Origin of the sequence: Nocardiopsis baichengensis YIM 90130, from assembly GCF_000341205.1 — a bacterium.
Classification (GTDB): Bacteria; Actinomycetota; Actinomycetes; order Streptosporangiales; family Streptosporangiaceae; genus Nocardiopsis_A; species Nocardiopsis_A halophila.
The window spans coordinates 24,237-48,607 of sequence record NZ_ANAS01000007.1; the positions used below are offsets into that span (position 1 = coordinate 24,237).

Sequence of the window (24,371 nt, forward strand, 5' to 3'; positions counted from 1 at the left end):
GCCGCGCTCTCGGCGGGGGCGGGATTTCGGCGCCGATGAGTGTGTATTCGCGCGCCCTACGGCAAGACGGTCGAAGAGGGCGGGGTAATCGTATTTTCGGCCATGACTCCCGAACCTCGCAAAAGAGGAGAACGCGGGCAGAATGGTCGGTGCCGGTGGTCGACACGCCCGAGTGCGGAACGGATTTTCTCTCCCAGGGGTCGGAGGGGTGTGTCCGACCCTATTGCGCCACGTGGAGAGAGGTTGCGTGACGCTCCGTAGTGAGTGCAGGTGGGTGGTGGTCGCAGAGGGGGCGGCATCGGTGTGGTGGGCGGGGTTTTCGCGGCTTCCCTCCTTGCTGGAGGCAATTACTTTCCGTGGCCGCCGATTGTCCGAATCGGATTCGTAGTTTCACATTCTGAAATGGCCGGGGCGTCGGATGCTTACGGTTGGCTCACGGTTCGGTCTGGGGAAATCGGGGGGCGAGTGGGGGCCGTTAAACTGGGCGCCATATCGACCGTAAGGGGTTGAATTCGCTAGCCGGTGCCGTGTCCGGGGTCGGGGAGGGACGGGCGATGGGGCCGGCGGGCGGTCGACGCAGGAGGGGGATTTCCATGGCGGGTCTGTTCGCCGTCGCGCACGAGGTGCTGCTCGCGGCCACGTGGCTGTTCGGCCATGTCAACGGCTGGTCCTGGTGGTAGAACGGTAACGATGAAATCATGACGGTTCGGTCGGCAATGGGGTGGGAGGTACCGGGAATTGCGGTCGCTTCCGGTTGCGGCGCGGTTGTACGTCTGCCTCGTCGCCCTGGGTGCCCTCGGGGTACTGGCCGCCGGACCCTACGGGGGGATCGACCCGGCCACGCTGCTCCTGCTGGCGGTGCTGTTCGTGGTCGCCGAGTCGATCAGCACCATGGTCGACAGCGGCGGGGACGGCGGACGGGCGGGCATCTCGCCCAGCTCGTCCGCCTCCCTGGCCGCCGTCGTCCTCGTCGGACCGGTCGGGGCGGCCGTGGTGGGGCTGTGCTCCATGCTCGTCGTCTTCCGCCGGCAGAACCTGGTCAAGCGGCTCTTCAACGGCGCCCAGTTCGCCCTGGCCGGGTACGCGGCCGGACACGCCTTCCTCCTGCTCGGCGGCAGGATGGGGGTGCCCGGCCGGGACGACTTCCCCTGGATCGTGCTGCCCTACGTCGGCGCCATCCTGGTGCACAACGCGGTCAACGGCGCGCTCATCGTCGGGCTCATGCGCGCGCTCGGCGTCCTGGACATCCAGCGCCCTAAGCGCCTGCGCTGGCGCCCCATGGCCACACTCGAGCTGTCGTCGCTGGGCTACGGCATGCTCGGACTGCTCATCGCCGCCATCTGGGGCCTGGTCGGGCCGTTCGCGGTGCTGCTGGTGCTGCTCCCGCTGTTCATCGCGCGCTGGGCCTTCGACCAGTACATGGCCGAGCAGCGGGCGCACGACGCCACCCTGGCCACCCTCGCCCAGGCGGTGGAGACCAAGGACTACTACACGCGCGGCCACTGCATGCGGGTCTCCAAGGCCTCGGCGATGATCGCCTGCGAGCTGGGCCTCAACGCCGAGCGGGTGCACACCATCCGCTACGCGGGGATGCTGCACGACGTCGGCAAGCTCGGCGTGCCCACCAAGGTGCTGCAGAAGTCGGGGAAGCTGACCGAGGAGGAGTTCGCCGCCATCCAGCTGCACCCCATGCGCGGCTACGAGATCGTCCGCGAGATCGGCTTCCTCGACGAGGCCCTCGCCGGGATCATGCACCACCACGAGCGGATGGACGGCCGCGGCTACCCCATGGGCCTGGGCGGCGAGGAGATCCCCGAGTTCGCCCGGATCATCTCGGTCGCCGACGCCTTCGACTGCATGACCTCCACCCGCTCCTACCGCAAGGCGCGCTCCATCGAGGAGGCCGTGGCCGAGCTGCGGCGCTGCGCCGGCCCCCAGTTCGACCCGCGGATGGTCGACGCGCTCATCACCGCCGTGGACCGCGACGGCTGGCAGGCGCCCGACGCGGTGGAGCCGCCCGACGACGACGCCGCCGAGGTCGCCAAGCAGGACCACGACGACCCGAGCGTGCCGCTGCGCGTGGCGGGGGAGGCGGACCGGTGACGGCGACCGGGCTGGCGGCGGCCCCGTCCGCGGGGCGGGGGACGGTTCCGCCGCGCATCGACCACACCCGGTTCTGGCTCATCGCGGCGGCGTGCGTGTGCGCCGCGGGCGCGGTGGTGTGGACCCTGGCCGAGGGGTTCGTCGAGCCGCACGCCGCACTGGCCTTCGGCGTGCTCATCGCGGTGGGCGAGATCGCCCGCATCACCCTGCCCGGCCACCGCGAGGTGGCCCCGATCGCCTCGGCCGGCGCCATCGGGTACGCGCTGCTCACCGACGTCGGCGGCGCCACCGTGCACCACTCGGCCGAACAGGTCGGTGCGGTGGTGGCGCTGGGGCTGGCGGTCGGCGAGCTGCCGCACCTGGCGGTGGGGCGCGGCCCGCGCTGGAGCGACCTGTCCCGGCGCTTCCTGGCGCCGATGGCGGTGGGGGCGGCGTTCCGGCCCTTCGCCGACGTGCTCGCCCCGTCGCCGGGCGCCTGGGGTGTGGTGCTGGGGGTGACGGCCGGACTGGTCATCGGGGCCTGGACGGTGGACGCCGCGCTGGCGGCGGCGATCCGCGCCGAACGGCTGCGCACCCGGTTCACCGTGGCGCTCCGCGACGAGGTGCGGGCCCAGTTCGCCATCGGCATGGCGATCGGCGCCTCGGGCATCCTGATCGCCCTGGCCACCACCGTGACCGGCCTGGTGGGGCTGCTGGTGTTCACCGCGCCGCTGCTGGTCACCCAGGTGGCCTTCCGCCGCTTCGCCGACATCCGGCTGACCTACCTGCAGACGGTGCGCGCGCTGTCCCGGGTGACCGAGGTCGGCGGGTACGTGGAGACCGGCCACTCGCGCCGGGTGAGCCGCCTGGCCTCGGCGGTCGGCTGCGAGCTGGGCATGCGCGAGTCGGAGCTGCGCGAGCTGGAGTACGCGGCGCTGATGCACGACATCGGCCAGCTGTCGCTGCGCGACCCGATCGCCAGCGGCGCGACCGTGCTGGCCTCCCCGCGCGAGCAGCGGCGCATCGCCGAGCTGGGCTCGGCGGTGATCCGCGAGACCGGGGTGCTGGACGGGGTGGCCGAGCTGGTGCGCCGCCAGTGCGAGGGCTGCCGCGGCGACGGCGGGGACGGGCCGCCGCCCCTGGGCAGCAGGATCATCAAGGTCGCCAACGCCTTCGACGACCTGGTGGGCGATTCGGGTGACCCGGACCGCACCGAGGCGGTGCTGGAGCGGCTGCGGATGGACGCCGGCGAAGAGTACGACCCGAAGGTGGTTGAGGCCGCCGCCCGCGTCCTCACCCGTCCCGAGGCCCGCTGGTAGGAACGGCACGGGCGGCCGAGAGGTGGTCGGCCGTTCCCTCACCTGGGCGGCGGCGACGGCACGGCGGGTACCCCGCTCCGGGCTGCTTGCCGGGTGCCGGGTCGCCGGGGTACAGGGGAGAGGGCAGCGACGACGAAGCTGGGCGGTTCCCCGGCCCTGCCGGTCGGCCGCCAGGCCCCTCGCGGTCCCGGAACAGCAGCGGCGACGGGACGGCGGGTACCCCGCTCCGGCCTGCTTGCCGGGCGGCGGGGCCTTTCGGTGCAGGAAAGACGGGCGGCGACGGAAGGGCCGGCGCTCTGGGCAGGGCTGCTCGCCGGCGGCGGGGCCGGTGTTCGGACGGGCCGGGTGGCCTGTCGTCTTGGAGGGCCCTTCCTTTTCGCGTTCCAGGCATAGGTCGTGTCCGCTGGGGTGGTGGAGCCTTCGGCCGCGCCCGTGTGAGCGGTGCGGCCGCTGCGGCGCGATCGGCGCCCCCGCCCCGGCTGCGCGCCCCCTACTCGCCGTTGATCTCGGGAGAGTCGATACGGGCGGCGGGCAGTGCCCCCGGGGGCGTCCGGGGCCCGGAGAGCTCCACCACGCCAGCGGACACGACCTCGCCGCCGCCTTCCCCCGGCGCCAAAGGGGCCCGGCGCCCGGCAATCAGGCTGGAGCGGGGGACCTGCCGTCCCGTCGCCGCCGCTGTTCCTGGGCCACCGGCGACCCGGCGGCCGACCGGTAATACAGGGGAACCGCCCCCGCCTCGTCGCCGCCCTCCACCTGGCACTCCGGCCGCCCGACACCCGGCAAGCAGCCCGGAGCGGGGTACCCGCCGTGCCGTCGCCGCCGCTTCCACCCGGACCGCGAGAGGCCGGGCGGCCGACAGCCAAGACCGGGGGAAACGGCACGCCTCTTCGCCTCTCAGGGCGCTAGCTAGCCCTCGGCCGAGGCGATGAAGCGTGCGCGGTCGACGGTGACGCGTTCGATGGTGCCCATGGCGACGATGCGGCCGTCGGCGCCGTCCGAGCCTGCCGGATTCCGGTCCAGCTGGACCACTTTCACCTCGAAGACCAAGCGCTTGCCGTCGACCTCGGTCAGCTCCGCCTCGGCCCGCACGCGGGCCCCGGTCGGGGTCGGTGCCGTGTGGCGCAGGTCGATCCGGGTGCCGACCGTGGTACGGCCCGCCTCCAGGCCGTTCTCCAGTGCCGCCACCGTGGCCTCTTCCGCCAGGGCCAGCACCCGCGGCGTGCCCAGCACCGGCACGTCTCCGCTGCCCAGCGAGGCGGCGGTGTCGCCCGTTGCGACGGTCGTCCCCACCCGGCCGCGCGCTCCAGGGCGCGGTTCTGCGATGTCGCTCATGGCAACGGAACCTATCGGGTGGGGCCGGGAGCCCGTCGGGCCGCCGCCGGGTGGACCGTCCCGGCCGGCGGAGGGGTGCGCCGCCCTACCGGTCGAGAGGGTGGGGCGCCGTCCTGCCCGTCGAGGGAGCGGGGCGCCGCCCTACCGGTCGAGCGGACGGGATGGCGTCCTGCCCGTTGACAAGGGGAAACCTTCCTGCCGGTCCGGGGCGTCGGGATGCCGCCGGGGCCGTGCGTCGCACCGGGCGCGGGGCCGGCCGGACGTTCGGTCCCGCGCCCGGTGGTCCGGTGGGGCGTCCGGGTCAGACGCCCATCGTCTTGCGGGGGTACACGTTGTCCGGGTCGGTGGCGATGTTGACCATGTACGGCACCCCGGAGTCGAAGGCGCGGCGCAGGGCCGGGGCGATCTCCTCGGGGTCGGTGACCAGCTCGCCCCCGCCGCCCAGGGCGCGGACCACCTCGTCGTAGCGGGTCTGCGGGGACAGGTCGGCGGCCACGTCGTAGCCGTACAGCATCTGCATGGGCGCCTTCTCCAGGCCCCAGATGCCGTTGTTGCCGCACACCATCACCACCGGCAGCCGGTGCCGGACCAGGGTGTCCACGTCCATCAGCGAGAACCCGGCCGCACCGTCCCCGAAAAGCGTCACCACCTGGGACGAGGGGCGCGACAGACGGGCCGCGATCGCGTAGCCCATGCCGGTGCCCAGGCAGCCGTAAGGGCCCGGGTCCATCCAGTTGCCCGGGCGCCGGGGCTCGATGTACTTGCCGGCGTAGGACACGAAGTCCCCGCCGTCGCCGATCACCACCGCATCGTCGTCCAGTACCCGGTTCAGCTCGCCGTAGATCCGCGCCGGGTGGATCGGGTCGGCGGTGCTCGCGAGCGCCTCGGCGTCGGAGGCTGCGGCGCGGGCCGCGGTGCCGGAGATCCGCTCGGCCCACTCCCGCGCCTCCGGCCGCGGCTTGGCCTCGGCGGCGATGCCGCGCAGCAGCGCGCCCAGGTCGCCCGAGGCGGAGGCGGCGAGGTCGAGGTGGCCGGCGATCTGGTCCGCGGCGTCGGCCAGGTGCGCGACCTTGGCCGGGGGAGCCCCGTCCTTGCCGCCGAACAGGCCGTGGCCCAGGCGGAAGTCGAGCGGGGTGCCCGCGACCACGACCAGGTCGGCCCCGCCGAAGGCGGCGCCGCGCGCCCGGTTGGCCAGCAGCCGGTGGCCGCCGGGCAGCAGCCCCCGCCCCTGCCCGTTGGTGACCACCGGGACGCCCAGCTCCTCGGCGGCCTCCAGCGCGGCCGCCTCGGCGCCGTCCAGCCACACGTCCCCGCCGAGCACCAGCACCGGCCGCTCGGCCTCGGACAGCAGCCGCGCCACCGCCGACACCTCGCCGGGGTCGGGGGATCGGTCGGCGACCGGGGCGCCGCCCGACGGCTCCACCTCGGCCTGGTCGTAGAGGCGGTCCATGGGCACGTCGAGGAAGACCGGGCCGCGGTGGGCGCCGTTGGCGGCGGTGAAGGCGCCGTCCACGGCGGCGGCGATGGACCCGGTCTCGTGGACCGTGCGCGCCTGCTTGGTGATGGTCGCGAACAGCGGCGGCTGGTCCAGCTCCTGGAGCAGCCCCTGGCCCCAGCGCGCGTCCGGGGCGCGCCCGCCGATCAGCACCAGCGGCGAGCCGCTGAACCGGGCGGTGGCCACCCCGCTCACCGCGTTGGTGACCCCCGGGCCCGCGGTGACCACGGCCAGCCCCGCGCGGCGGGTGAGCTTGCCGACCCCCTCGGCGGCGAACACCGCGGTCTGCTCGTGCCGCACGTCCAGCAGCCGCATCACGGGTTCGGGCTTGACGGCCGCGTCGTAGAGGGGGAACACGTGCCCGCCGCTGAGGGTGAACATCGTGTCGACGCCGTGGTGGAGGGCGGCGGCGACGGCGTGCGCACCGCCGTGGCCGCCGACGGTGCCGGAGAAGGGGGCCGATTCCATTGGGGAGCCTCGCTGTCCTGGTGCTCACTCGGTCGGGAGAACGCGAAACCTACTCGCGAGTCAAATAGCACCGTAGTGATCGGGGTCGCACTCGGACAAGGGGCGGGCGGCTACCGCTCCTCGGGCGGGCGCAGGCGGGTGACGAACTTGTAGCGGTCCCCCCGGTACAGCGAGCGCACCCACTCCACCGGGTTGCCCTCGTTGTCGAAGCTGTGCTGGCAGTGCAGCACCAGCGGCAGGCCCACGTCCACGCCGAGCAGCCGTGCCTCGTCCGGGGTGGCCAGCACCGTCTCGATGGTCGCCTCGGCCTCGGCCAGCCGCACGTCGTAGGCGCTGGCCAGGGCCTCGTACAGGGAGGCGTACCGGTCCAGCTGGCGGCGCAGGCCGGGGAAGCGGCGGGCGGCCAGGTGCGCGGTCTCCACCGCCATCGGCTCGCCGTTGGCCAGCCGCAGCCGCTCGATGCGCAGCACCCGCCCGCCGGAGCGGATCGCCAGCAGCTCGGCCAGCTGCTCGTCGGCGTTGATGTAGCTCACGTCCAGGATGCGGGTGGCCGGGTGCAGGCCGTGGGCGCGCATCTCCTGGGTGTAGCTCTGCAGCTGGAGCATCTGGGCGACCTTGGGCTTGGCCACGAAGGTCCCCTTGCCCTGGATGCGCAGCAGCCGCCCCTCGACCACCATCTCGGTCAGCGCCTGGCGCACCGTGGTGCGGGAGGTGCCGAACTGCGCGGCCAGGGCGCGCTCGGGAGGCACCGGGTTGCCCGCCGGCATGGTCTCGATCAGCTCCAGGAGCTGTTTCTTGACCTGGTAGTACTTGGGGACCCGGGGGTCCTCCCGGACCGTTCGCTGACCCGTCACGCCTGCTCTCCTCCACCCGCCGTCGCGGTGCACCTGGCCCTACTGGTGTGGACCACTGGTCGAGTACGTCCATCGAGTATGCCCGTACTCGTGGGATGATCTGTGTGTGCCTCACCTCAGCGACCTCATCCGACGCTATACGTCGCTCAAGACCGCGGACCTGGAGTGGCTGCACTCCCTGGTCTCGGACTGGCAGCTGCTGGCCGACCTGTCCTTCGCCGACCTGGTGCTGTGGGTGCGGCTGCGGGACGGCACCGGCTGGGTCGCCGTCTCCCAGATGCGCCCCACCACCGGCCCCACCGCCTTCCAGGACGACCTGGTGGAGGCGGTGCTCCCGGACCCCGCGGACGACGGCGCCGACGAGGGCGAGCGCACCCGCACGGCCGCGCGCCTGGCGCTGATCGACCGCGCCTGGAACGAGGAGCGGATCTGCCGCGAGGGCGACCCGGACTGGTCGGGCGGGGTGCCCGTGCGCGAGGAGACCATCCCGGTCCGCCGGCAGGGCAAGCTCATCGGGGTGATCCAGCGCAGCACCAACCTCAGCTCGGCCCGCACGCCCAGCCGGCTGGAGCTGACCTACCTGCAGAGCGCCAGCGACCTGGCGCAGATGATCGCCGAGGGCGCCTTCCCCTTCAGCGACCAGGGGCCGCTGATGGTGCGCTCCCCCCGGGTCGGCGACGGGCTGCTGCGCCTGGACCGCGACGGGGAGGTCGTCTACGCCAGCCCCAACGCGCTGTCGGCCTACCGCCGCCTGGGCCTGACCGCCGACCTGGTGGGCGCCCGGCTGGCCCGCACCACCCTGGACCTGGCCGCCGCCGGGGACGCCCGGGACGAGTCGCTGACCTGGACCGCGGGCGGCCGCGTGCCCCAGGAGTCGGAGGTGGAGGCGCGCGGCTCCACCGTGCAGCTGCGCTCCATCCCGCTGATCACCGAGGGCGTGCGGATCGGCGCCCTGGTGATGGTGCGCGACGTCACCGAGCTGCGCCGCCGCGAGCGCGAGCTGATGACCAAGGACGCCACCATCCGGGAGATCCACCACCGGGTGAAGAACAACCTGCAGACGGTGGCGGCACTGCTGCGGCTGCAGTCCCGCCGCCTGGACAGCACCGAGGGGCAGGCCGCCCTGGACGAGGCGGTGCGCCGGGTCGGCTCGATCGCGATCGTGCACGAGATGCTCTCGCACACCCCCGACGAGATCGTCGACTTCGACGACATCGCCGACCGGGTGATCGAGATGGCGGCGGAGGTCTCCTCCACCGAGGCGCACGTGACGCCGCGCCGGGTGGGCCACTTCGGACTGCTCTCGGCGCTGGTGGCCACCCCGCTGTCGATGGTCCTCACCGAGCTGGTGCAGAACGCGGTGGAGCACGGGCTGAGCTACGGCCCCGGCGCGATAGAGGTGCGGGTGCGCCGCGAGGACGCCCTTCCCGGGGCCGAGGAGGCGGTCGGCCGGCTGATCATCGAGGTCACCGACGACGGCGGCGGGCTGCCGATCGACTTCGACATCGCGGGCAGCAACAGCCTGGGGCTGCAGATCGTGCGCACGCTGGTGGTGGCCGAGCTCGGCGGGCACCTGGAGATCAAGCCGCGCGACGACGGGGGCACCGCCGTGGTCATCGAGCTGCCCATCGACCCCACCGCCGAACAGGCGTCCTGAACGTTCTCCGGCGGTAGGGGGGACCCCGCGTGCGGGCGCGCGGGGCGGGGTGCCAGGATGGCTCCCAGCGGTCGCGGCCGTCGACGGCGGCCGGGGTGGCAGCGGCGGGGGCGGCGGGTGTCCGCGTCCCCGGCGCACGGGCGGGCGGCAGGGCCCGGCGCATTCCCGCGGCGTCCGAACGGCCCGGTGGACGGGCGGCGGATCCGGGGAGGTACGGGGGAGCGGAGACAGGGCCGTGGGCGCGCCCGGGGGAGCGCCTCGGCGGCGGAAGGAGAGGCTAGACCCCGGCGCGGACGGCGGGGCGGACCCGGCGACGGCGGAGCGAACGGCGCTCCTCCTCGCTCATCCCGCCCCACACGCCGCCGTCCTGGCCGGTCTCCAGCGCCCACTGCAGGCAGGCGCTCGACACCGGGCAGGCGGCGCACACGGACTTGGCCTCTTCGATCTGGATGAGCGCGGGGCCGGAGTCACCGATGGGGAAGAACAGTTCGGGATCTTCGTCACGGCAGGCGGCGTGGTGGCGCCAGTCCATGCGGATCAACTCCTCACAGCGAGGCGTGCGGGGGCGTGCAGTTCGTGAACGCGTTCACGATGTCGGCGATGGGCGCGGGGCACACCCTTGTCGCCCCGGTCCTTAGGGCACGCGCCCGACGGGACAGTGCACCGGTACGGCCCTCGGCCGGGGTGGGACTACTGCCCGTTCCGACCACGGAACCGTCCGTTTTACTCGCCCGTAACGTGCGGCGACATGTTGAGCCTGTCAGGGTTGTCGGACCCGCGCAAGAGTGCTCGAGGGCGATCGGCACAGGCCGCGGTGTCGCGTGCGTCACAGAATGACCGCGAATGACCTCACACGATGATTCGTAATGCCTTCGGTACGGAGTGGAAATCGATCCGATCCCGCGTGCCGAGATACTCCCCGTCGATCTGGAACGGACGCGGGTGCTCCGAGGAGATCGTGAGCGATTCGAGGTCGTGCCACGTGGTATAGCCGCGCCCCGTGGCCGGCACCCCCGAGGGGGACAGCATCCGCCCCAGGACCCGCGCCGTGACCGCCGGGTTCAGCGCGCTCATCCCGAAGGCGTCCAGTCCCAGCCGGAACCGCGACCGCGGGGTGGGCTGCACCGGCACCGCGCCCGCGAACGTCCACGGCGTGGTATTGGTGACCAGCGCGAAGTGCAGCCCGGAGACCGTCGGGCGGCCCGGCGCGCGCACCCGCAGGGAGGGGTCGCGGGTCTCGCCCCGCAGGAACTTGTTCAGCGCCACCCCGCCGTAGAGCGCCGGCGAGGCGCGGCGTCCGCGGCGGCGCCGCCGCTCGACCTCCTGGACCACGTCGGCGTCCCAGCCGAACCCGGCGCAGAAGGTGAAGTAGCGGTCGTCGCGCCCGGAGGAGATCCGGCCCAGCCCCACCTCGCGGGAGGAGCCCGAGCGCAGCGCCTCCAGCACCGCGCCGGTGGCCTCCACCGGGTCGTTGGGCATGCCCAGGGCGCGGATGAAGACGTTGGCGCTGCCGCCGGGCAGCGCGGCGTAGCTCGGGCGGGGCAGGTCGGCGGGGGTGCGCAGCAGCCCGTTGACCACCTCGTTGACGGTTCCGTCCCCGCCCAGGCTCACCACCAGGTCGAAGCCCTCGCCGGCGGCGTCGCGCGCCATCTCGCCGGCGTGGTCGCGGTACTCGGTCTGGGCCACGTGCAGCTCGACGTGGCGGGCGATGGCCCCGACGATGACGTCGCGCGAGCGCGGCGTGGTGGTGGTCGCCTGCGGGTTGACGATGAAGAGCGCTCGCACGCGGCCAGTGTAGCGAGGCCCTGCGACTCCGGGGGTCCGGGGACGCACTCGGGGCACCTGCGGGCGCGGGGGCTTCGGGGGAGGGCCGCGCGGCGGTGCCCCGAGGTCGCCCCCGAGGCCGCCCCGAGGCGGGGTGCGCCGGGCGGCCGATAGTGTGGAACGTGTACAACCGCCCGGTCACCCTTCTGCTCGCCGCCGCCCTGCAGGCCGTCGTCGCCCTGCTCGTGGTCTTCGAGAGCGGCACCCTGGTCCTGCGCACGGTCGCCGGCGAGGTCGCCGACCCCTCGTTCGCCTACCCGCTGGCCGTCTTCGGGCTCGTCGTCGCAGGCGTGCTCGGGTTCGTGGCCTGGGGGCTGGTGATGCTGCGCCCGTGGGCGCGCACGCCGGTGGTCCTCACCCAGATCTTCATGCTGATCGTCGCCTACTCCATGTACGAGGCCGACCGGATGTCCGTCAGCGTGGGCATGGTGGCCGTCGCGGTCGCGGCCATAGGACTGGTGCTGGCACCCGCGACCACCGCGGTCCTCTTCCCCGGGGAGAACACGGACGGGCACGGCGCGCAGAGCGGCCGGAGCGGTCGGAGCGGATAGTTCGGCCGGAGCGAGCAGTGCGGCCGAGCCGGAGAACTCGCGGCGGCCGAGCCGACGTTCACGGGGCGCGACGGGAGGCGAGGAGCCCCGCGCCGTGCGGCGCGGGGCTCCTCATCGTTTCCATGTTCCCGCCGGTCCGCCCGGCGGGCGGGGCCCTACTCGTCGGTGGTCAGCGCCTGGCGCAGCTGGGCCAGCGTGCGGGCCAGCAGGCGCGAGACGTGCATCTGGGAGATGCCCAGCTCCTGGGCGATCTGCGACTGCGTCATGTTGCCGAAGAACCGCAGCAGCAGGATGCGCTTCTCCCTCGGCGGCAGCTGCTCCAGCAGGGGCTTGAGCGACTCGCGGTACTCCACGCCCTCCAGGGAGTCGTCCACGATGCCGAGCGAGTCGGCGACCGCCGGGGCGTCCTCGTCCCCGCTGTCGGGCGCGTCGAGGGAGACCGTGGAGTAGGCGTTGGCCGACTCCAGGCCCTCCAGGACCTCCTCCTCGCTCATCCCCAGGTGCTCGGCCAGCTCGTGCACGGTGGGCGCGCGGCCCTCCCGCTGCGACAGGTCGCTGACCGCCTTGGTCAGGGAGAGCTTGAGCTCCTGCAGGCGCCGGGGCACGCGCACGGCCCAGCCCTTGTCGCGGAAGTGGCGCTTGATCTCGCCGACGATGGTCGGGGTGGCGTAGGTGGAGAACTCCACCCCGCGGTCCAGGTCGAACCGGTCGATCGACTTGATCAGCCCGATGGTGGCGACCTGGGTCAGGTCGTCGAGCCACTCCCCGCGGTTGCGGAAGCGCCGGGCGAGGTACTCGACGAGCGGCAGGTGCAGCTCCACGAGTTCGTCGCGGATGCGCTGGCGCTCCGGGGAGTCCTCGGGAAGCTCGCTCAGGCGCTCGAACAACTCTCGTGCGCGGGCCCGGTCCGGCACCGCGTGCTCCGTCTTCGCCGTCAGAGCGGGCCCCCTCTCGCTCACGCCGTCTCCACCGCGCCGCGGCGTTTGTGCAGGACGATGGAGACGCGGTCGTCGGGCCCGGCCACGGTGTCGACCTCCCCGGCCAGGGCGGAGAGCACCGTCCAGGCGAAGGTGTCGCGGGCCGGGAGCCGGCCGTCCGCGGTCAGCACCGAGACGCTGATCCGCATGCCGTCGCCGGTGAGTTCGAATTCGCAGGTCAGATCGGTGCCGGGGAGGGCCTGGGCGAGCAGCATCGCGCATGCCTCGTCGACCCCGATGCGCAGGTCCTCGATCTCGTCGAGGGTGAAGTCCAGGCGGGCGGCCAGGCCGGCCGTCGCGGTGCGCAGCACGGACAGGTAGGCGCTGTCGGCCGGCATCTTCACCGTGACGGCGTCGCGTACGTCCATGGCGCCCGAGACGGGCGCGGCGGTTTCTTCGGTCACGTCCCTCCTCCGGGAAGCGAGTGTGCCGCTTGAGTGCAATCTATCGTGTTTCCCGCCGGGGTGGCGGCACACGGCGGGTGCCGTGTCCGCCGGACGGGCCGGTCGAAACGGGGCGAACCGGACGGATCGGCGGTGTGTCCGCGCGCCCGGATCCCGCTCGACCCGGAGAACGCGGTGGTCGGCTGCGTATTCGGACGGGTACGGGGAATCGGGAACGCTCTCGGGGACGCCCCGCGCGCCCCTGGAGCCCCGCCGCCCGCCCCGGGGGGACGGGAGCACCCCTGCCGGTCCTAGTCCCCGCCGCCCAGGCGCCCCAGCGCCTCGCCGTCGAGCCGGTGGACCGTCCACCCGTCCATGGGCTCGGCGCCCAGCGAGCGGTAGAACGCGATGGAGGGCGTGTTCCAGTCCAGCACCGACCACTCCAGGCGCCGGTACCCGCGCTCGACGCACAGCCGCGCCAGCTCGGTCAGCAGCGCCTTGCCCAGGCCGCGGCCGCGCATCTCCGGGCGGACGTACAGGTCCTCCAGGTAGATGCCGTGCCTGCCGGTCCACGTGGAGAAGTTCAGGAACCACAGGGCGAAGCCGACGGCCTCGCCGTCCGCCTCGGCGATGTGCGCGTGGGCGGCCGCGCCCTCGCCGAAGAGCGCGCGCTCGATGTCGGCCTCGGTGGCCTCGACGGCGTCCGGCTCGCGCTCGTACTCGGCGAGCTCGCGGATCAGCTTCAGGATCACCGGGACGTCGTCCGGGCGCGCGGGGCGGATCAATGGCACTCCTCGTCGCAGGCAGGGGGACCCACGCTACCGCCCGGTACCCGGGCGGCCGACCGCTCGCCGCGGCCGCGGCCGCGTCCGCTGGAGCGGTGCGACCGCCGTCCGACCGGATCCGCCCCAGAGCCACGGCCGTGACCCGGGCCCGGGCCGCCTTCGGCACCCTGACCGGCGCCCTGACCGTCGGCAGGGGGCCGGAGGCCGCCCACCGCCGGCGGCCACGGCCGCCGAGGGGGCCACGACTCCGGCGGACGCCATCGCCGCCGGACGGGAGGGGACGGCCCCTGCAGGGGCCGTCCCGGATGCTCGCCCCTGAACGCGCCGTACCCGGGCGCCCGGTTCCGAGCGCCCGGGTACGGGCGCTTCAGAGCACCTTGGACAGGAACGCCTGGGTGCGCTCGTGCTGCGGGTCGGAGAGCACCGCCCTGGGATCCCCCGACTCCACCACCACGCCGCCGTCCATGAACACCAGGCTGTCGCCGACCTCGCGGGCGAAGCCCATCTCGTGGGTCACCACGACCATGGTCATGCCCTCGCGGGCGAGGTCCTTCATCACGTCCAGCACCTCGCCCACCAGCTCCGGGTCCAGGGCGCTGGTCGGCTCGTCGAACAGCATCAGCCGCGGGCGCATGGCCAGGGCCCGGGCGATCGCCACCCGCTGCTGCTGGCCGCCGGAGAGCTGGCGCGGGAAGGCGGCGGCCTTGTCCGCCAGCCCCACCTTGTCCAGCAGCTCCATGGCCGTCTCCCGGGCCCGCCCGCGCGGCTCGCGCTTGACCCGGAGCGGGGCCTCGACCACGTTGCCCAGCACCGACATGTGCGGGAACAGGTTGAAGGCCTGGAACACCATGCCGATGTCCCGGCGCTGCGCGGCCACCTGGGAGTCGCGCAGCTCGTGCAGCCGGCCGCGGTGCTGGCGGTAGCCCATCAGGCGCCCGTTCACCCACAGCCGTCCGGCGTTGATCTTCTCCAGGTGGTTGATGCACCGCAGGAAGGTCGACTTGCCCGAACCCGAGGGGCCGACCACGCACATCACCTCGCCGCGGCGCACCTGCAGGTCGATGCCGCGCAGCACCTCCAGCCGCCCGAAGCTCTTGTGCACGTCCTCGGCCAGGACCATCACGTCCTCGCCGGGGGCCTGCGGCAGGTCCCCGGCGCCCGCGGCGGCCGGTGCGCCGCCGTCCGCTCCGCCTACCTTTGCGCTCAATGTCCCGCCTTGCTCTGCATGGTCGTCACTTCGGCCTGCGCGGTCCGGTCGCCCCGGTTGAAGGAGCGCTCCAGGTAGTACTGCCCCACCATCAGCAGGCTGGTGATGGCCAGGTACCACAGGCAGGCGGCCACCAGCATCGGGAACAGGTCGAAGGTGCGGTTGCCGATGGCCTGGAGCTGGAAGAACAGCTCGGTCGTCAGCGGGATCGCCGACACCAGCGAGGTGTCCTTCAGCATCGCGGTGACCTCGTTGCCGGTGGGCGGCACGATCACCCGCAGCGCCTGGGGCAGGGTGACGCGCCGCAGGATCAGCCCGCGGCCCATGCCCAGCGCCTGGGCGGCCTCGGTCTGGCCCTTGTCCACCGACAGCAGCCCGGCCCGGACGATCTCGGCCATGTAGGCGCCCTGCGACAGGGCCAGCGCCAGCAGCGCCGCCATGAACGGGGTCAGGACCTCGTTCATCGGGACGCTGTAGAAGCGGGCGTCCCCGTCCAGGCCCAGCAGCGGCATCCAGTAGGTGTCGAAGGGCAGCCCCAGCTCCAGGTTCTGGTACAGGATGCCCATGTTGCCGAAGAGCACGCACAGCACCAGGCGCGGCACGGCGCGGAAGAACCACGTGTACAGCCAGGCCAGTCCCGCGAGGACGGGGTTGCCCGACAGCCGCATCACCGCCACCGCGATGCCGATGGAGATGCCCACCGCCATGGCCAGCACGGTGAGCTTCAGCGTGGTCCACACGCCGTAGAGCACCGGCGTGGAGAACATGTTCTCCAGCAGGAACGGCCAGTTGAACTTGTCGTTCGTCACCAGCATGTGGACGAACATGGCCGCCAGGACCAGGAGCACGCCCGAGGCGATCCAGCGGCCGGGGTGGCGGACGGGCACGGCCTTGATGGGCTCGGGCGCCGTCCGCTCCTCGGTCGGGTCGGATGGGGTCGGTGTGTTCACGCGGCGCCTTATTCGTCGTCGACGTCGGGGTTGACCTCTGCGGACTCGACCATGCCCTGGGTGTCCAGGTCCCAGTCGGCCAGCACCTGCTCGTAGGTGCCGTCGTCGATGATCGCCTGGTAGCCCGCCCGGACCGCCTCGGCCAGCTCCTCGTTCTCCCGGTCGACGACCGCGCCGTAGGGGGCCGCCTCGTACTGCTCGCCCAGCGTCTCCAGCTGGCCGTCGGTCTGCTCCACGGCGTAGACCGCCACCGGCATGTCGGCCAGGCCGGCGTCGCTCTTGCCGGACACGATCGACTGGGTGGCCTGGTCCTGGCGCTCGTACTGGTCGATCGTGATCGCCGGGTCGCCGGCCTCCTCGCAGGCGTCGCTGCGCTCCTGGATGTCCTCGACCTGGACGGTGTTGGCCTGCACGGCCACGGTCAGCCCGCACGCGTCGTCGGGGTCGACGCCCTCCGGGTTGCCCGCGGCGGTGAACCACTGGGTGCCCACGGTGTAGTAGCTCACCATGTTCACCTGCTTGAGGCGCTCGGCGTTGATGGTGAACGAGGACACGCCCACGTCGTACTTGCCGCTGTCAACACCCTCGACGATGGTGCCGAAGGTGGAGGACTCCCAGGCGGTGTCCAGGTCCATCTTGGCCGCGACCGCGTCGAACAGGTCGACGTTGAAGCCGACCACGGTGGAGCCGTCGGCGTCCAGGAACTCGCCCGGGGCGTAGCTGGCGTCGACGCCGATGATCAGCGAGCCCTCCTCCCGGACGTCGTCGGGGACGAGGGCGGCCACGTCCTGGTCCGCCTCGACCTCGGGGGCGCCGCCGCCGGCGTCGCCCTCCTCCTCCGGGGCGCCGCCCCCGCAGGCGGAGGCGGCCAGGGTCGCGGCCGCGGCTCCCGCGGCGAGCAGGCCTCTGGCGCGGAAGGGGGTCATGGGGGAGCTCGTCGGCGAGGCCACGTGGGTCTCCTTAGGGCCGGGGGCGCGGGGCGCCCGGACTTGGCTGCGCTACCGGCCGCGCCCTGGCGGCGTCGGCCGGGGTCCTCCGGCCTCCCCTCCGGCCGAGGGCGCGGGGCGTACCATCGTCGCCACCCGGCATGTTGCTCCGGTCACCGTTGTGAGATGATTGGGTAACGGGTCACCCCCGTGGACGAGGCGGCGCTTGGCCTGCATACCGGCCGAGCGGAGGCCGGCTCGAACGCCCCGGTCCTGGCCGGCCGGAGGCGGAGCCGTCCCCTAGCACCCACGGCCTCCGCGCGCCGTCCACCTGCTCACCCGCCCGCCCGTGTCATGGCCGACCGGCGGGCTCCGATGTACTGAGGGGTTTGAGAGTTGACCACCGATTCGCCGCGCGAGCGGCATAGCGAGTTCGATTCCGATCCGGCCTTCGCCCTGCACCGGGGCGGCAAGCTGGAGGTCCGGTCCACGGTCGACGTGAGCGACCACGCCGGGCTGTCCCTGGCCTACACCCCCGGCGTGGCGCGTGTGTGCAGCGGCATCGCCGAATCCCCCGAGCTCGTCGATTCCTACACCTGGAAGAGCAACCTCGTCGCGGTCGTCACCGACGGCTCGGCCGTGCTGGGCCTGGGCGACATCGGCCCCGAGGCCTCGCTCCCGGTCATGGAGGGCAAGTCGCTGCTGTTCAAGCAGTTCGGCGGGGTCGACTCGGTGCCGATCGCGCTCAACTGCACCGACGTCGACGACCTGGTGGAGACGGTGGCCCGGATGGCGCCGTCCTTCGGCGGGATCAACCTGGAGGACATCTCCGCTCCGCGCTGCTTCGAGGTCGAGCGGCGGCTGCGGGAGCGGCTGGACATCCCGGTCTTCCACGACGACCAGCACGGCACCGCCATCGTCACGGTGGCCGCGCTGCGCAACGCGGCCCGGCTGACCGGGCGCACCCTGGGCGACCTGCGCGCCGTGGTCTCCGGCGCGGGGGCGGCCGGTGTGGCGGTCACCAAGATGCTCGTGGAGGGCGGGATCGGCGACATCGCCGTGGCCGACAGCAAGGGCATGATCTACGCCGGCCGCGAGGGCCTGACCCCGGTCAAGGAGGAGCTGGCGGCGGTCAGCAACCGCGCCGGCCTCGAGGGGTCGATCGAGAACGCGCTCTCCGGGGCGGACGTGTTCATCGGGCTCTCGGCGGGCGAGGTGCCCGAGGACGTCGTGGCCACCATGGCGCCCCAGGCGATCATCTGCGCCATGGCCAACCCCAACCCGGAGGTCCACCCGGACGTGGCGCGCAAGTACGCCGCGGTCGTGGCCACCGGGCGCAGCGACTTCCCCAACCAGATCAACAACGTCCTGGCGTTCCCGGGCGTCTTCCGGGGCGCGCTGGACGCGGGCGCCTCCGACATCACCGAGGGCATGAAGCTCGCGGCCGCCGACGCCCTGGCGGACCTGGTCGGCGACGACCTGAGCGCCGACTACATCATCCCCAGCACCTTCGACGAGCGGGTCGTGCCCGCGGTCTCGGCCGCGGTGGCGGCCCAGGCCCGCAAGGACGGGGTGGCCGGCGCCTGAGGCCGGCGCCCGGGGGCGGTGTAGTCGCCCGGTCATCGTGCGTGACGGATCCGGGGCGGGGTCGTCCGCCCCGGATCCGTGCCCGCCGCCCCCGCGGGGTGTGCCGCCCGCGGGCGGCCGCGCGGTGCGCCCCCGGCCTGTCGGCCCCTCAGGGCGGACTCCAGGGGAGTCCCGTGCTACAGCCGTCCTCCGGACGCGGCCTCCACGAAGGCCGCCCAGGCGGCGTGGCCGAAGGCCAGCACCGCCCCCTGCGGGTCGCGGGAGTCCCGCAGCCACGTACCCGCCGGCGCGTCCGCCACCTCGACGCACTGGCCGCCGCCGGTACTGCTGTGGCTGCTGGTCCGCCAGCGGGCGTGCGGGGGGAGCTGTGGATCGATCGCGGGCATGCCGCGCCTCCTCGTCTTGCGGTTCACTCGTCGTCCTGCGCCCGCGCCCGCATGGTGCGCTCCATCTCCGCCAGGACCCGGCGGGTCCTTTCCGGGTTCAGCGCGGCGGTGCGCAGGTGCTCGAAGGCCACCGTGTAGAAGTGCACCTCCTTGGCCTTTTCTATATAGAGGCTGCTCGTCAGGTTCTCCAAATGGACGAGTTTGGGGGTGTGGATATCGGATTCGGGGAACTCGAGGATGTCGAATGCCCCGTCGAGTCCGGAATGCACCCCTATTCCGAAGGGGACGACCTGAACGGTGACCCGGTTCCTGCGCCCGGCCTCCAGGAGATGGCCGATCTGGTCGGCCATGACCGCGGGCCCGCCGACCGGGCGGTGCAGCACCGATTCGTCCAGCACCACCCACACGTGGGGCAGTGCCGCGTGCTCGGAGAAGAGCAGCTCCCGGCGCCGGATCCGCAGCTCCACCCGGCGTTCGACCTCGTCGGGGGCGACCGAGGCGGGGTGGGCCTCCAGCAGGGCGCGGGCGTAGTCCTCGGTCTGGAACAGTCCCGGGACGATCTGCGCCTGGTAGAAGCGCAGCACCGCCGCCTCCGGCTCCAGGCCCAGGTAGACCTCGAAGCGCTCGGGCATGACGTCGCCGTACACGTGCCACCAGCCGCGCCGCCGCGACTCCCGGGCCAGCGTGACCAGGGTGGTGCGCAGGGCCGAGTCCTCGACCTTGTAGAGGTCGAGCAGGTCGCGCACGTCGTCGGAGTTGGTGGCGACCTGTCCCCGCTCGATCCGGGAGAGCTTGCTGCCCGACCAGGCCATGCGTTCCGCCGCCTCTTCTCCGGTCATTCCGGAGTTCTCGCGCAGACGGCGCAATTCAACGCCCAGCCGGCGCCGCCGGGCCGTGGGGCTGTTGGAAGCGGGCAAGGTGACCTCCTGGCTGAGGGGAGTGCCGAAAGGAGAACGGAACGAGGCTACTGGACATCAGAGGGGGCCAACGCGGGTAGGGAAAAATCAGGGAAGCAATTGCAGCGGGCGGGGCGTGAGAGGAGGATGTCTCATCCGGGCGCGCATCCGGACCGGACCGGAGCGCCACCACGCCCAGGGGGGAGCCAGCCATGAGCGCGACACTTCAGGGACGGCCTGCCGGGGAGTTCCCCGCGGTCCCCCGGGCCCGGGGCGCCGGAGCCGTGGTCATGGCCCGGTGCGGGTTCCCCGGCGAGGAGCAGTACGTGCGCGAGGCGCGCGGCTTCGTCCGCTCCACGCTCGCGCTGTGCCCCGCCCTGGAGGAGGACCTGGTGGAGGCGGCGACGCTGCTGGTCAGCGAGGTGGCCTCGAACGCGGTGCGGCACACCCGCAGCGGTGAGCCCGGAGGGCGGTTCGGCGTCGAGGTGGTGCACCGCCCCGGCGCGGTCACCGTCGCCGTGCACGACGAGGGGCCGCGCCCCGACGCCCCCGGCGGCCGCCCGGCCGTGGGCGGGTTCTCCCCCGACCAGGAGAGCGGCCGCGGGCTGGCGATGGTGGAGGCGCTGGCCGGCGATTGGCACACCGAACCGATGCCCGGGGGGCGCGTGGTCGCCTTCTCCCTCGACCCCGGGGCCCCGCCCGCCTTCGCCTCCGCCGATCGCTAGGGTTCGGGCATGTTCGCTATCACCGCCGCGCGCATCGCCCCCGACGACCCCGTCTCCGGCCTGGAGGCCGCAGAGCGGCCCGACCCCGCCCCCCGCGACGGCTGGACCGTCGTCGACGTCAAGGCCGCCTCCCTCAACCACCACGACCTGTGGAGCCTGCGCGGCGTCGGCCTGAGCGCCGACCGCCTGCCCATGGTGCTGGGCTGCGACGCGGCCGGGCTCGACGAGGACGGCAACGAGGTGATCGTGCACGCCGTCGTCGGCGACCCGTCGGTGCCCGGCGGGGAGACCTTCGACCCGCGCCGCTCGCTGCTGTCGGAGGTCCACGACGGCACGCTGGCCGAGAAGGTGGCGGTTCCGCGCCGCAACCTGGTGCCCAAGCCGCCGGAGCTGAGCTTCGAGGAGGCGGCCTGCCTGCCCACGGCCTGGCTGACCGCCTACTCCATGCTCTTCAGCAAGGCCGCCCCGGCCCCCGGCTCGACCCTGCTGGTCCAGGGCGCCGGAGGCGGCGTGGCCGGGGCGCTCATCGCCCTGGCCGCCCGGGCGGGGCACCGCGTCTACGCCACCAGCCGCAGCGAGGCCAAGCGGGACCGCGCCCTGGCGCTGGGCGCCTACGCCGCCGTTCCGACGGGGGAGCGGCTGCCGGAGAAGGCCGACGTCGTCTTCGACTCGGTCGGCCAGGCCACCTGGGGCCACTCGGTGCGCGCGCTCAAGCCCGGCGGCACGATCGTCACCTGCGGCGCCACCAGCGGCGACGCCCCGTCGGCCGAGCTGACCCGGATGTTCTTCCTGCAGCTGCAGGTGGTCGGCTCCACCATGGGCAGCCGCGAGGAGCTGTCCCACCTGACCGAGATGCTGGCCCGCACCGGCGTGCGCCCCACCATCGACCGCGTGCTGCCGCTGACCCAGGCCAAGGAGGGCTTCGCGGCCATGGCGGCGGGCGACCAGTTCGGCAAGATCGTCTTCACGGTCTGAGCCGTGAGCCGTGCGGGGCGGGTGCCGACCGAGGCGCCGGCCCCGTCACCTAACGAAGGTCGGACACGGTAAGGCCAGTGTCCTGGAGAATGGCGCGCAGGGCCCCCTTGGATACATCCCTGCCCGCATGAACAGGGACAGTGGTGCCGCGTCCGTCCGTATGCCGCATGATGTGGTGACTTCCGCGAACCCTCGCAACGGTGAACCCGTGCTTCTTCAGCGCACGGACCACGTCCTCGCCTCGCATGCTCGGAACAGGCGGCATTAGGCCACCTTCAGTTCCAAGGTGAGCTCCTGTGGGGGGCCGAACTCTTCGATGAGTCCGGTGACGGCTTCTCTGAGATCCTCGACCGCAGCTTCAGGAGTAGTTCCTTCGCCGACCGCGCCGACACCGGAGCGGAGTACGGCGTGGGCACACCACATGTCGTCTTCATCCTGTTCGACTGTGTAGGACACATGGACGATCTGGTTCATCGTCGGCGCCTTCCTCCTGCAGTGCTGTTCAAGAAGGACCTCATTGCCAATAACGATACGCGATCGCCCCTGGTGATGCGGGGCGATCGCGTACTTGTGGACTGCGGCGTCAGGACGTGCCGGGCCTGGCGTCTCCCTTGCCGTCCTCCGTCGGGTCGGCCCTTCCCTCGGCTTCGGCCTCCGCCTCGGGGGCCTTCTGCTCGGGGCGGTCCTGTTCGCGAATCGCGGTGGACCACGGGTCGGAGGCGTCCTCGGCCGCCGGGGGCTGGGCGAAAGGCCCCTTCTCCTCGGTCTTCTTCTCCTCGGTCTTCGGCGGCTCCTGGCCGGACCGCGGCCCCTCACCGCCGGAGGCGCCGGCAGTGTCGGCTGTGTCAGAGGCCTCGCGGGCGGTCGTGCCGCCGCCCTCCTCCTCTTCCTCCTCGGCGGTGCGTTCCTTGCCCCCCGGACCCCATCCGGCCATGTCGCGCTGGAGCACGTCGAGGGTGTCGTCCAGGATCCGCCGGAAGTCGCGCACCGCCGTCTCGCCCACGGTGCCCGCCTCCCGGACCATGTCGCGGACGCGGTCGGCGAAGTCGTGCAGCGCCTGGTCGAACTCGCGCCCGCCGGCACCGTCCCGGTCCGAGGCCGCGCTCCCGGCGCCTTCGGAGCCCTCGCGGCCCTCGCCGCCTTCGGAGCGGCGCTCCCCCCAGGAGCCCCAGCCGCCCCAGGCGCTTCCCCAGGCCCCCTTCCAGGAGCCGCCGACGTCCTTGGCCAGGCGCTCCCAGTCGCGGCCCCACCACGGGCCGCGGTCCGCGTCCTCCGTGGCGGAGCGCTCCCGGCCCGCGCCCTCGCCGGAGCCCTCCGGGCCCTTCCCGCCCTCGGCGGCCGCCCCCTCGCCGGGGGCGGAGTCCTTGGAGCGCCGACCGCCGGAGGCGGCGTACTTCAGCTCCTCGCGCAGCGAGCTGATGGTGTCGCGCACGTCCTCCTTGACCGCGCGGGCCACGTCCCGCACCGACTCGGTGAGCTCGCGCTCCAGGTCGTTCAGGTCCGAGCTGCGGCTGCGCAGCTCCTCGCGCCCCTTGTCGGTCAGCCGGTAGACCTTGCGCCCGTTGACCTCCTCGTGGGTGACCAGGCCCTCCTCCTCCAGGCGGGCCAGGCGCGGGTAGATGGTGCCCGGCGAGGGCGAGTACACCCCCATGAACCGGTCGCGCAGCAGGCTGATGATCTCGTAGCCGTGCTTCGGGCTCTCGTCCAGCAGTTTGAGCAGGTAGAGCCGGAGCCGACCGTGGCCGAAGATGGTGCTCATGCGTTCCCCCTCGGAATCGCGGCCGGGGCGTCGGGGGCGCGGCGCAGCAGGGAGACCGCCCCCGACACCGTGGTCGTGCTGATCGCGGCCGGGTCGGGGCCGCTGCCGATGGTCCCGCTCAGGCGGGTGCGCCCGCGCAGGGTCCGCCGCTCCAGCCCGAACTCCGCGTCCAGGGCGCCGGTGGCCGAGCGCAGGTCCACGTCGGCGGAGGTGTCGGCGGGAACCCGCAGCGCCACCCCGCCGGAGATCGAGGCCAGCCGGAACCGCGCCGAGGAGGCCGGCTCGACGTCGGCCAGCACCTTGCCGGAGGCGGTCTTGGCGGCGAAGGAGGACAGCCGCCCCCCGGCCACCGCGGCCTGGCCGCCGACGCTGTTGAAGGACAGGCCGCCCTGCAGCCCGCGGGCGGCCAGGTCGCCGCTGACCGTGGAGACCTCCACGTCCCCGGACAGCTCGTCCAGGGTGACGTCGCCCGAGGCGGTCCGCAGCTGCACCCGCCCCGCCAGCCCGGCCGCAACGATGGGCGCGGAGAGGGTGGTCACCTCCACGGGGCAGTCGCGGGGGACCCGCAGGTCGATCGCGGCCGTGCGCCGCCCCACGTCCTTGTACCCGGACAGCTGCACGGGCTTGAGGCGGTCCAGCAGGCCGCCGCCGGTCAGGTCCTCGTAGGTCAGGGTGAGGATGCCGGCCTCGTGCGTGGCCAGCACGGGCTCGCCCTTGATGTCGGAGACCTCGAAGGTCGCCGGATCGTCGGTGGGCAGGATGTTGACGTGACCGCCGATGACACGGACGCGCAGCGCCACGATCCCGTCGAGGACCCGCGTCGTCGGCTGGTCGATGGTCCAACGCGCCATCGCGACACCTTTCGACTCGAACAGTTCTGCAAACACGATATGTCGCGTCAGAGGGCAATTCAAGATATGTCGCGAAGGATCAGGGGAGTGCCGGGGGCGACCCCGACCCCGCCCCCGGGGCTCCGGCCGGGGGAGCGGAAACGGAAGGGGACCCCCGACGGTGTCGGGGGTCCCCTCGGCAGAGCGCGGACCCGTCCCGGGTCAGTCGTCCTCGTCGTCGTCGAGCCGGGCCAGCCAGGTGGCCAGCCGGTCGACGGCCGTCTCGAACTCCGGATTCAGATCGGTGAACGTGCGCAGCTGGTCGGAGAGCCAGGCGAAGGAGACCTCCTCCTCGCCCCGGCGCCGCTCCAGCTCCTCGATCCCGCGGTCGGTGTAGTACATG

General features: G+C 73.1%; 25 protein-coding genes. 7 read left to right on the plus strand and 18 right to left on the minus strand.

The window, feature by feature from the left end; genetic code table 11:
• Positions 1 to 765 precede the first annotated feature (765 nt).
• Together C892_RS0107780 and C892_RS0107785 are read left to right on the plus strand one after the other, a co-directional pair.
• The gene (locus C892_RS0107780; RefSeq protein WP_017539919.1) at positions 766 to 2,103 is read left to right on the plus strand and encodes an HD-GYP domain-containing protein; all 1,338 of its coding nucleotides are present in this window, start codon (positions 766 to 768) and stop codon (positions 2,101 to 2,103) included.
• Positions 2,100 to 3,401, plus strand: a complete 1,302-nt coding sequence (locus tag C892_RS0107785; protein ID WP_017556753.1) for an HD-GYP domain-containing protein — start codon at positions 2,100 to 2,102, stop codon at positions 3,399 to 3,401. The genes C892_RS0107780 and C892_RS0107785 overlap by 4 nt, the downstream gene beginning before the upstream one ends.
• A gap of 906 nt (positions 3,402 to 4,307) precedes the next feature.
• Here C892_RS0107785 and C892_RS0107790 read toward each other — a convergent pair.
• The 3 genes from C892_RS0107790 to C892_RS0107800 form a co-directional block, all read right to left on the minus strand.
• The gene (locus C892_RS0107790) at positions 4,308 to 4,733 is read right to left on the minus strand and encodes a thioesterase family protein (protein ID WP_026124212.1); all 426 of its coding nucleotides are present in this window, start codon (positions 4,731 to 4,733) and stop codon (positions 4,308 to 4,310) included.
• 301 nt (positions 4,734 to 5,034) lie between these two features.
• Positions 5,035 to 6,696 (minus strand): acetolactate synthase, encoded by a 1,662-nt coding sequence (locus C892_RS0107795; protein WP_017556755.1) that lies wholly within the window; start codon positions 6,694 to 6,696, stop codon positions 5,035 to 5,037.
• 110 nt (positions 6,697 to 6,806) lie between these two features.
• Positions 6,807 to 7,550: a GntR family transcriptional regulator gene (locus C892_RS0107800; protein ID WP_017556756.1), complete on the minus strand. Its 744-nt coding sequence runs from the start codon at positions 7,548 to 7,550 to the stop codon at positions 6,807 to 6,809.
• A 106-nt stretch (positions 7,551 to 7,656) separates the two neighbouring features.
• Between C892_RS0107800 and C892_RS0107805 the strand changes: the two genes are divergently transcribed.
• Entirely contained in the window at positions 7,657 to 9,207 is a 1,551-nt protein-coding gene (locus C892_RS0107805) for a sensor histidine kinase (protein ID WP_017539925.1), read from the plus strand.
• A gap of 277 nt (positions 9,208 to 9,484) precedes the next feature.
• On the opposite strand, the gene C892_RS0107810 is transcribed toward C892_RS0107805, so the two are convergent.
• Entirely contained in the window at positions 9,485 to 9,739 is a 255-nt protein-coding gene (locus C892_RS0107810) for a WhiB family transcriptional regulator (RefSeq protein ID WP_017539926.1), read from the minus strand.
• A gap of 317 nt (positions 9,740 to 10,056) precedes the next feature.
• Positions 10,057 to 10,992 carry a diacylglycerol/lipid kinase family protein gene (locus C892_RS0107815; protein ID WP_017556757.1) on the minus strand — a complete coding sequence of 312 codons (936 nt, stop codon included), beginning with the start codon at positions 10,990 to 10,992 and terminating at the stop codon, positions 10,057 to 10,059.
• A 161-nt stretch (positions 10,993 to 11,153) separates the two neighbouring features.
• Here C892_RS0107815 and C892_RS0107820 point away from each other — a divergent pair, with 161 nt between their 5' ends.
• The gene (locus C892_RS0107820) at positions 11,154 to 11,582 is read left to right on the plus strand and encodes a hypothetical protein (protein ID WP_017539928.1); all 429 of its coding nucleotides are present in this window, start codon (positions 11,154 to 11,156) and stop codon (positions 11,580 to 11,582) included.
• Positions 11,583 to 11,737: 155 nt separating this feature from the next.
• Here the strand turns inward: C892_RS0107820 and C892_RS0107825 are convergent, their stop codons facing one another.
• The 6 genes from C892_RS0107825 to C892_RS0107850 all read right to left on the minus strand — a co-directional run bounded on the left by C892_RS0107825 (position 11,738) and on the right by C892_RS0107850 (position 16,810).
• Complete coding sequence (locus tag C892_RS0107825; RefSeq protein ID WP_192826431.1) at positions 11,738 to 12,496, minus strand: RNA polymerase sigma factor SigF; 759 nt, start codon at positions 12,494 to 12,496, stop codon at positions 11,738 to 11,740.
• Positions 12,497 to 12,537: 41 nt separating this feature from the next.
• A complete protein-coding gene (locus C892_RS0107830; protein WP_017539930.1) occupies positions 12,538 to 12,963 on the minus strand; it encodes an ATP-binding protein in 426 nt (141 codons plus the stop codon).
• Between the two features lie 290 nt (positions 12,964 to 13,253).
• Positions 13,254 to 13,727 (minus strand): GNAT family N-acetyltransferase, encoded by a 474-nt coding sequence (locus C892_RS0107835; RefSeq protein ID WP_017556758.1) that lies wholly within the window; start codon positions 13,725 to 13,727, stop codon positions 13,254 to 13,256.
• A gap of 367 nt (positions 13,728 to 14,094) precedes the next feature.
• Positions 14,095 to 14,847 (minus strand): amino acid ABC transporter ATP-binding protein, encoded by a 753-nt coding sequence (locus C892_RS0107840; RefSeq protein WP_017539932.1) that lies wholly within the window; start codon positions 14,845 to 14,847, stop codon positions 14,095 to 14,097.
• A gap of 83 nt (positions 14,848 to 14,930) precedes the next feature.
• Positions 14,931 to 15,884, minus strand: coding sequence for an amino acid ABC transporter permease (locus C892_RS0107845; protein WP_017556760.1), 954 nt, complete (start codon positions 15,882 to 15,884; stop codon positions 14,931 to 14,933).
• 8 nt (positions 15,885 to 15,892) lie between these two features.
• Positions 15,893 to 16,810: an ABC transporter substrate-binding protein gene (locus C892_RS0107850; protein ID WP_017556761.1), complete on the minus strand. Its 918-nt coding sequence runs from the start codon at positions 16,808 to 16,810 to the stop codon at positions 15,893 to 15,895.
• A 396-nt stretch (positions 16,811 to 17,206) separates the two neighbouring features.
• Here C892_RS0107850 and C892_RS0107855 point away from each other — a divergent pair, with 396 nt between their 5' ends.
• The gene (locus C892_RS0107855) at positions 17,207 to 18,397 is read left to right on the plus strand and encodes an NAD(P)-dependent malic enzyme (protein ID WP_017539936.1); all 1,191 of its coding nucleotides are present in this window, start codon (positions 17,207 to 17,209) and stop codon (positions 18,395 to 18,397) included.
• 176 nt (positions 18,398 to 18,573) lie between these two features.
• On the opposite strand, the gene C892_RS0107860 is transcribed toward C892_RS0107855, so the two are convergent.
• Complete coding sequence (locus C892_RS0107860) at positions 18,574 to 18,783, minus strand: DUF397 domain-containing protein (protein WP_017539937.1); 210 nt, start codon at positions 18,781 to 18,783, stop codon at positions 18,574 to 18,576.
• Positions 18,784 to 18,806: 23 nt separating this feature from the next.
• The gene (locus C892_RS0107865) at positions 18,807 to 19,700 is read right to left on the minus strand and encodes a helix-turn-helix domain-containing protein (RefSeq protein WP_083932686.1); all 894 of its coding nucleotides are present in this window, start codon (positions 19,698 to 19,700) and stop codon (positions 18,807 to 18,809) included.
• 191 nt (positions 19,701 to 19,891) lie between these two features.
• Here C892_RS0107865 and C892_RS0107870 point away from each other — a divergent pair, with 191 nt between their 5' ends.
• Positions 19,892 to 20,404 carry an ATP-binding protein gene (locus tag C892_RS0107870; RefSeq protein ID WP_239647303.1) on the plus strand — a complete coding sequence of 171 codons (513 nt, stop codon included), beginning with the start codon at positions 19,892 to 19,894 and terminating at the stop codon, positions 20,402 to 20,404.
• Positions 20,405 to 20,413: 9 nt separating this feature from the next.
• Positions 20,414 to 21,379, plus strand: a complete 966-nt coding sequence (locus tag C892_RS0107875; protein WP_017556763.1) for a zinc-binding dehydrogenase — start codon at positions 20,414 to 20,416, stop codon at positions 21,377 to 21,379.
• 49 nt (positions 21,380 to 21,428) lie between these two features.
• Here C892_RS0107875 and C892_RS30410 read toward each other — a convergent pair whose 3' ends face one another.
• The 5 genes from C892_RS30410 to C892_RS0107895 form a co-directional block, all read right to left on the minus strand.
• Positions 21,429 to 21,644: a type II toxin-antitoxin system HicA family toxin gene (locus tag C892_RS30410; protein WP_083934338.1), complete on the minus strand. Its 216-nt coding sequence runs from the start codon at positions 21,642 to 21,644 to the stop codon at positions 21,429 to 21,431.
• The gene (locus C892_RS0107880; protein ID WP_017556764.1) at positions 21,644 to 21,853 is read right to left on the minus strand and encodes a hypothetical protein; all 210 of its coding nucleotides are present in this window, start codon (positions 21,851 to 21,853) and stop codon (positions 21,644 to 21,646) included. The genes C892_RS30410 and C892_RS0107880 overlap by 1 nt, the downstream gene beginning before the upstream one ends.
• A gap of 109 nt (positions 21,854 to 21,962) precedes the next feature.
• On the minus strand, positions 21,963 to 23,138 hold the full coding sequence (locus tag C892_RS0107885; protein ID WP_017556765.1) for a PadR family transcriptional regulator: 1,176 nt from the start codon (positions 23,136 to 23,138) through the stop codon (positions 21,963 to 21,965).
• Positions 23,135 to 23,989, minus strand: a complete 855-nt coding sequence (locus C892_RS0107890; protein WP_017539943.1) for a DUF4097 family beta strand repeat-containing protein — start codon at positions 23,987 to 23,989, stop codon at positions 23,135 to 23,137. Before C892_RS0107890 ends, C892_RS0107885 begins: the two co-directional genes overlap by 4 nt.
• A gap of 201 nt (positions 23,990 to 24,190) precedes the next feature.
• On the minus strand, positions 24,191 to 24,370 hold the full coding sequence (locus C892_RS0107895) for a DUF6104 family protein (protein WP_017539944.1): 180 nt from the start codon (positions 24,368 to 24,370) through the stop codon (positions 24,191 to 24,193).
• Position 24,371 lies beyond the last annotated feature (1 nt).

Excerpts from the sequence above, each read along its gene's own strand:
- C892_RS0107890 (WP_017539943.1), bottom strand. The coding sequence starts at position 23,989 with ATGGCGCGTTGGACCATCGACCAGCCGACGACGCGGGTCCTCGACGGG.
- C892_RS0107880 (WP_017556764.1), bottom strand. The coding sequence starts at position 21,853 with ATGAACCAGATCGTCCATGTGTCCTACACAGTCGAACAGGATGAAGAC.
- C892_RS0107810 (WP_017539926.1), bottom strand. The coding sequence starts at position 9,739 with ATGGACTGGCGCCACCACGCCGCCTGCCGTGACGAAGATCCCGAACTG.
- C892_RS0107870 (WP_239647303.1), top strand. The coding sequence starts at position 19,892 with ATGAGCGCGACACTTCAGGGACGGCCTGCCGGGGAGTTCCCCGCGGTC.
- C892_RS0107790 (WP_026124212.1), bottom strand. The coding sequence starts at position 4,733 with ATGAGCGACATCGCAGAACCGCGCCCTGGAGCGCGCGGCCGGGTGGGG.
- C892_RS0107840 (WP_017539932.1), bottom strand. The coding sequence starts at position 14,847 with ATGGTCCTGGCCGAGGACGTGCACAAGAGCTTCGGGCGGCTGGAGGTG.
- C892_RS0107860 (WP_017539937.1), bottom strand. The coding sequence starts at position 18,783 with ATGCCCGCGATCGATCCACAGCTCCCCCCGCACGCCCGCTGGCGGACC.
- C892_RS0107885 (WP_017556765.1), bottom strand. The coding sequence starts at position 23,138 with ATGAGCACCATCTTCGGCCACGGTCGGCTCCGGCTCTACCTGCTCAAA.
- C892_RS0107795 (WP_017556755.1), bottom strand. The coding sequence starts at position 6,696 with ATGGAATCGGCCCCCTTCTCCGGCACCGTCGGCGGCCACGGCGGTGCG.
- C892_RS30410 (WP_083934338.1), bottom strand. The coding sequence starts at position 21,644 with ATGCCGCCTGTTCCGAGCATGCGAGGCGAGGACGTGGTCCGTGCGCTG.
- C892_RS0107895 (WP_017539944.1), bottom strand. The coding sequence starts at position 24,370 with ATGTACTACACCGACCGCGGGATCGAGGAGCTGGAGCGGCGCCGGGGC.
- C892_RS0107850 (WP_017556761.1), bottom strand. The coding sequence starts at position 16,810 with ATGACCCCCTTCCGCGCCAGAGGCCTGCTCGCCGCGGGAGCCGCGGCC.
- C892_RS0107875 (WP_017556763.1), top strand. The coding sequence starts at position 20,414 with ATGTTCGCTATCACCGCCGCGCGCATCGCCCCCGACGACCCCGTCTCC.